General features: G+C 53.2%; 3 tRNA genes and 3 rRNA genes. All 6 read right to left on the bottom strand.

The window, feature by feature from the left end:
- Positions 1 to 8: 8 nt before the first annotated feature.
- Positions 9 to 85, bottom strand: a tRNA-Met gene (locus tag QO231_RS25650).
- Positions 86 to 183: 98 nt separating this feature from the next.
- Positions 184 to 298, bottom strand: a 5S ribosomal RNA gene (gene rrf, locus QO231_RS25645).
- A 142-nt stretch (positions 299 to 440) separates the two neighbouring features.
- Positions 441 to 3,330, bottom strand: a 23S ribosomal RNA gene (locus tag QO231_RS25640).
- 370 nt (positions 3,331 to 3,700) lie between these two features.
- A tRNA-Ala gene (locus tag QO231_RS25635) sits at positions 3,701 to 3,776 on the bottom strand.
- A gap of 147 nt (positions 3,777 to 3,923) precedes the next feature.
- A tRNA-Ile gene (locus tag QO231_RS25630) sits at positions 3,924 to 4,000 on the bottom strand.
- A 286-nt stretch (positions 4,001 to 4,286) separates the two neighbouring features.
- Positions 4,287 to 5,752: ribosomal RNA gene (locus QO231_RS25625) — 16S ribosomal RNA — on the bottom strand.
- Together the 16S, 23S and 5S rRNA genes with 3 tRNA genes alongside form the textbook arrangement of a ribosomal RNA operon.
- Between the last annotated feature and the right edge of the window lie 447 nt (positions 5,753 to 6,199).

Raw genomic sequence — 6,199 nt, 5'->3', positions numbered from 1 at the left:
GGTAAATTTGGTTGCGGGAGTAGGATTTGAACCTACGACCTTCAGGTTATGAGCCTGACGAGCTACCGGACTGCTCCATCCCGCGCCAATTTGGTTTCCCCTGGTGTTGTAGCGAGTCGGGGGTCATCGAGAGAGAGATACACCGCGCATTCCGAAGAATTTGCGGCTCAGAGGGCTTGTTAGGTTTGGCAGTGACCTACTCTCCCACGCCTTAAGACGCAGTACCATCGGCGCAACAGTGCTTAACGGCCGGGTTCGGGATGGGACCGGGTGTTTCACTTGTGCTATGACCACCAAACCGAAGAAGCCCTCTGTAATACCGTCGTTTTTCAACGACGACCAAGTCAGTACACGTGTTGTGTATGCTTTTGATTGTCTTTCGAAGGGCGACCGCGTGGAGCGCCCGTTGAGCGCGCTGCGAAGTCTGTCTTCTACTGGATCAAATCAAGCCTATCGGACAATTAGTACCGGTCAACTGAACGCATTGCTGCGCTTACATCTCCGGCCTATCGACGTGGTGGTCTACCACGGTCCTCAGGGATACCTTGTTTTGAGGGGGGCTTCCCGCTTAGATGCCTTCAGCGGTTATCCTGTCCGAACATAGCTACCCAGCACTGCCGTTGGCACGACAACTGGTCCACCAGTGGTTCGTTCACCCCGGTCCTCTCGTACTAGGGGCAACTCCTCTCAAGTATCCTACACCCACGGCAGATAGGGACCGAACTGTCTCACGACGTTCTAAACCCAGCTCACGTACCTCTTTAAACGGCGAACAGCCGTACCCTTGGGACCTGCTCCAGCCCCAGGATGAGATGAGCCGACATCGAGGTGCCAAACACTGCCGTCGATATGGACTCTTGGGCAGTATCAGCCTGTTATCCCCGGCGTACCTTTTATCCGTTGAGCGATGGCCCTTCCACTCGGGACCACCGGATCACTATGGCCGTCTTTCGACTCTGCTCGACTTGTCAGTCTCGCAGTCAGGCTGGCTTCTGCCATTGCACTCAACGAGCGATTTCCGACCGCTCTGAGCCAACCTTCGCGCGCCTCCGTTACGCTTTAGGAGGCGACCGCCCCAGTCAAACTACCCGCCACGCAGGGTCCCGGATCCGGATAACGGACCGCGGTTAGACATCAAGAGTGCGAAGGGTGGTATCTCAAAGGAGGCTCCACAGAAACTGGCGTTCCTGATTCAAAGCCTACCACCTATTCTGCACATCACAATCCTGATGCCAGTGCGAAGCTGTAGTAAAGGTGCACGGGGTCTTTCCGTCTAACCGCGGGAAACCTGCATCTTGACAGGTAATTCAATTTCGCTGAGTCGATGTTGGAGACAGCGGGGAAGTCGTTACGCCATTCGTGCAGGTCGGAACTTACCCGACAAGGAATTTCGCTACCTTAGGACCGTTATAGTTACGGCCGCCGTTTACCTGGGCTTCAATTCAAGGCTCTCACCTCTCCTTTTAACCTTCAGGCACCGGGCAGGCGTCAGACCCTATACGTCGTCTTGCGACTTCGCAGAGCCCTGTGTTTTTAATAAACAGTCGCCACCCCCTGGTTTGTGCCCCCAGCCAATACTTGCGTAGAAACTGGGCCTCCTTCTCGCGAACTTACGGAGGTATTTTGCCGAGTTCCTTCAACATCGTTCTCTCAAGCGCCTTGGTATTCTCTACCAGTCCACCTGTGTCGGTTTAGGGTACGATCTTATAGGAGGGCTATTTCCAGGAACCTCTGAGCAGCCCATTCAATCCGATAAGGATGAACTACCTTCGAGATCCGTCACCACTCCATGGCCCAGGAATATTAACCTGGTTCCCATCGACTACGCCTTTCGGCCTCGCCTTAGGGGTCGGCTTACCCTGCTCAGATTAGCTTTAAGCAGGAACCCTTGGACTTTCGGCGAGAGTGTCTCTCACACTCTTTGTCGCTACTCATGTCATCATTCTCACTAGTGATCTCTCCACCGGATCGCTCACGCGCCGGCTTCACAGAAAATTCCGTGTCTCCAGAACCACCGAAGTGGCTAAAGAGACATGGAATTATGTCACACTACGCTCTGCTACCATGCCTTGCGGCATCCTCAGCTTCGGCTCATGGCTTGAGCCCCGTTACATCTTCGCCGCAGGACAACTTGTTTAGACCAGTGAGCTGTTACGCTATCTTTAAAGGATGGCTGCTTCTAAGCCAACCTCCTGGTTGTTTTGGTCGTCCCACCTGCTTTCCCACTTAGCCATGAATTAGGGGCCTTAGCTGGAGGTCAGGGTTGTTTCCCTCTTCACTACGGACGTTAGCATCCGCAGTGTGTCTGCCATCTAGTACTCCTCGGTATTCGGAGTTTGGTTAGGATCAGTAAGCCGGTAAGGCCCCATTACCCATCCAGTGCTCTACCCCCGAGGGTATTCGGATGACGCTCTACCTAAATAGATTTCGCAGAGAACCAGCTATCTCCGAGTTTGATTGGCCTTTCACCCCTAGGCACAACTCATCCCGACCTTTTTCAACAGGTGTGGGTTCGGACCTCCAGTAAGTGTTACCTTACCTTCATCCTGGTCATGCCTAGATCACTCGGTTTCGGGTCTGATCCCACAAACTCAACGCCCTATTAAGACTCGCTTTCGCTACGCCTACACCTAACGGCTTAAGCTTGCTTGTGAGACCAAGTCGATGACCCATTATACAAAAGGTACGCCGTCACCCCGCCCATTCCGAAGAATATTGGGGGCTCCGACTGATTGTAGGCGTTCGGTTTCAGGTACTGTTTCACTCCCCTCGTCGGGGTGCTTTTCACCTTTCCCTCACGGTACTGGTTCACTATCGGTCAGTAAGGAGTACTTAGCCTTCGAAGGTGGTCCTCCGATCTTCAAGCAGAATTTCACGTGTTCCGCCCTACTTAATACGTCCAATCATGCTTCATATACGGGACTGTCACCCACTATGGTTGCGCTTTCCAACGCATTCTATTCGCACTCATGGCTCGGCTGGTCCCCGTTCGCTCGCCGCTACTAGGGGAGTATCAATTGATGTCCTTTCCTCCGGGTACTTAGATGTTTCAGTTCCCCGGGTTTGCCTTTATAACCCTATGTATTCAGGTCATAAATACCTGGTTTACCGTACTATTCTGCCCTACCGCGCGGAGCGCTGCTTGAGGGCGAACCCTCTCACAATCTCAACTCAGTAGTATAAATAGCAAAGTATCAGGTGGGTTGCCCCATTCAGAAATCCATGGATCAAAGCTTATTCTCAGCTCCCCATGGCTTATCGCAGAGTATCACGTCTTTCATCGCCTCTTACTGCCAAGGCATTCACCAAACGCCCTTTTCGCGCTTGATTTGATCCAGAAAAAGACAGGCTTGCGCCCGCCACGACCACAGAAGCTGGTAAGAAACTGTGATCCTTATTCCGAACCAAAAGCATACTTTTTCCCGCCTGGCTTGCGCCAGACTATGGTTCAACTCGCGTTGAACCGGGTTAGTGTACTTGACTTGGACAACTCTGTTCGTTTCAGCTGGCAGACGTATGATTGGTCGAGGAAACAACCGGATCAAACGCTCGCCCCGAAGGGCACCAAACCGAGATCATCCACTTACGCGTGGCGATCAAACAGTGTTGCTATTTGTATCTCTCTATACGATGTCAATTCGTCTGCAGAACAGACGTTCAAACATTCCGCGAATGCTTGAAGATATGTTCTGCAATGTGATGGTGGAGCCTAGCGGGATCGAACCGCTGACCTCCTGAATGCAAATCAGGCGCTCTCCCAGCTGAGCTAAGGCCCCACGTTGAATTTGCCTGGCAAATTCGGCGAGCGCGGAAAGCGAATTGCGCAGCAATTTGCGGCGCGCCCGGTTGCGGTTATGGCTCTCATCGATTTCCTGCGGAAATCGACTGCCGCCGCGTTCAATTTGCTCCGCAAATATGAACGGTGGTGGGTCGAGGAGGACTTGAACCTCCGACCTCACGCTTATCAGGCGTGCGCTCTAACCACCTGAGCTACCGACCCAGCTGATCTCGCTATGCGAGATCGGCGTCGCCCGGCAGGCGATTTGCAGGGCAAATCTGCCGAGAGGGCCAGTTGCACTTAGCAAGATCGGCAATTTTGTAACCCCACTGGGCTACCTTGTTCTGAAGAGATATGAGGACGGTCCGGCTCGAAGGGTCATCTTGCGATGCCCCGAATTGACCAGCTTTGTTTGCTGATCTTGCTAAGTGTTCCATGATCTTCATGCGCGACCGCCTCGCTACTTGAGCGTGTTGGCAACGCAACCAGATGCTAGGAACATCCTTAGAAAGGAGGTGATCCAGCCGCAGGTTCCCCTACGGCTACCTTGTTACGACTTCACCCCAGTCGCTGAGCTCACCGTGGTCCGCTGCCTCCTCCGAAGAGGTTGGCGCACGGCCTTCGGGTGAACCCAACTCCCATGGTGTGACGGGCGGTGTGTACAAGGCCCGGGAACGTATTCACCGCGTCATGCTGTTACGCGATTACTAGCGATTCCGACTTCATGGGGTCGAGTTGCAGACCCCAATCCGAACTGAGATAGTTTTTGGGGATTAACCCATTGTCACTACCATTGTAGCACGTGTGTAGCCCAACCCGTAAGGGCCATGAGGACTTGACGTCATCCACACCTTCCTCCCGCTTATCACGGGCAGTTTCTTTAGAGTGCCCAGCCGAACTGCTGGCAACTAAAGATGTGGGTTGCGCTCGTTGCCGGACTTAACCGAACATCTCACGACACGAGCTGACGACAGCCATGCAGCACCTGTCACTCGGTCTCTTACGAGAAAGCCAGATCTCTCTGGCGGTCCGAGGATGTCAAGGGTTGGTAAGGTTCTGCGCGTTGCTTCGAATTAAACCACATGCTCCACCGCTTGTGCGGGCCCCCGTCAATTCCTTTGAGTTTTAATCTTGCGACCGTACTCCCCAGGCGGAATGCTTAATCCGTTAGGTGTGTCACCGAATAGCATGCTACCCGACGACTGGCATTCATCGTTTACGGTGTGGACTACCAGGGTATCTAATCCTGTTTGCTCCCCACACTTTCGCACCTCAGCGTCAGTATCGAGCCAGTGAGCCGCCTTCGCCACTGGTGTTCCTCCGAATATCTACGAATTTCACCTCTACACTCGGAATTCCACTCACCTCTCTCGAACTCAAGACCAGGAGTTTATAAGGCAGTTCCAGGGTTGAGCCCTGGGATTTCACCCTATACTTTCTGATCCGCCTACGTGCGCTTTACGCCCAGTAATTCCGAACAACGCTAGTCCCCTCCGTATTACCGCGGCTGCTGGCACGGAGTTAGCCGGGACTTCTTTACCAGGTACTGTCATTATCATCCCTGGCGAAAGAGCTTTACGACCCTAAGGCCTTCATCACTCACGCGGCATCGCTAGATCAGGCTTGCGCCCATTGTCTAAGATTCCCCACTGCTGCCTCCCGTAGGAGTCTGGGCCGTGTCTCAGTCCCAGTGTTGCTGATCATCCTCTAAAACCAGCTATAGATCGTAGACTTGGTAGGCCATTACCCCACCAACTATCTAATCTAACGCGGGCCAATCCATCTCCGATAAATCTTTCCCCCGAAGGGCGTATAAGGTATTACTCTCAGTTTCCCGAGGCTATTCCTTAGAGAAGGGTATGTTCCCACGCGTTACTAACCCGTCCGCCGCTCCCACCGAAGTGAGCGCTCGACTTGCATGTGTTAGGCGTGCCGCCAGCGTTCGTTCTGAGCCAGGATCAAACTCTCAAGTTGAAAAGCTGTTGCCAGCTTATCCTTGACGTTCGAACCTCTGCACATCGCCCCGGTGTTCAACCGGGGCAGTTTCTGTTTGTTGTGCTTCAGGTTATCCAAAGATAACAAGAAACCGTCCAAACAGTGAAGCTGACACTGGATCATCGGGTCGAAACCCTACCAGCGCGATATACAGACGTTGATCCATCGAATGAACCAAACCGCCCACATATCTCTTCAGATATCATCAATTTCAAAGAGCGTAGAGACAAAAGAAACTGAGATGCGCCCTGTCTTCCTTGGCGCGCCCCGCCTCACTTACCTCTGATTTTATCGTTCCGCCCCGTAACTCTCCGTACCGTTCCCAGCCCGTATAGCCCGTCAAGCGCCCCAGAACCACATCGCTGCAACCCCGGTGAAGGGGGTTCTAAGACTACTAATCCACAGCCGCAACCCCTTTTTTGAAGA

Source organism: Sedimentitalea todarodis, from assembly GCF_032595355.1.
Taxonomy (GTDB): Bacteria; Pseudomonadota; Alphaproteobacteria; order Rhodobacterales; family Rhodobacteraceae; genus Sedimentitalea; species Sedimentitalea todarodis.
This window is presented reverse-complemented; position numbering and strand designations above follow the sequence as displayed.